Source organism: Limnothrix redekei LRLZ20PSL1 (assembly GCF_043235035.1).
In the GTDB taxonomy this organism is placed as follows: Bacteria; Cyanobacteriota; Cyanobacteriia; order CACIAM-69d; family CACIAM-69d; genus CACIAM-69d.
Map to the genome: position 1 here is coordinate 1 of NZ_JAZAQF010000005.1, position 255 is coordinate 255.

The following is a 255-nucleotide window of genomic DNA, read 5'->3' on the forward strand; positions in this document are numbered from 1 at the left end:
TAGCTCTCGCAACCGGGCGATTCATCCCAACCCAAAAACCGCTTTCGTCAATGAAGACAAGCCTTTCAGCTTCCACCTTCAAAATTCGCTGCCAGTAGTCTACACGCTCTGCTTGCACTTCTGCCGTAATTATTTTCTTGCTCCTGTAAGTTTTTTTTGAGGCTGATGTCATGTTGCTTTAAAAATCGATGCATCATGCTTGTGTTAGAACTGACACCCAATTTTTCTTGGACTTCTTCGCAGTACTCTCGCAAT

General features: G+C 43.9%; 1 pseudogene. It reads right to left on the reverse strand.

Annotated elements, in window-relative coordinates:
- Positions 1 to 255: pseudogene (locus tag VPK24_RS00985) on the reverse strand (IS630-like element ISAtsp7 family transposase); the annotation flags it as partial.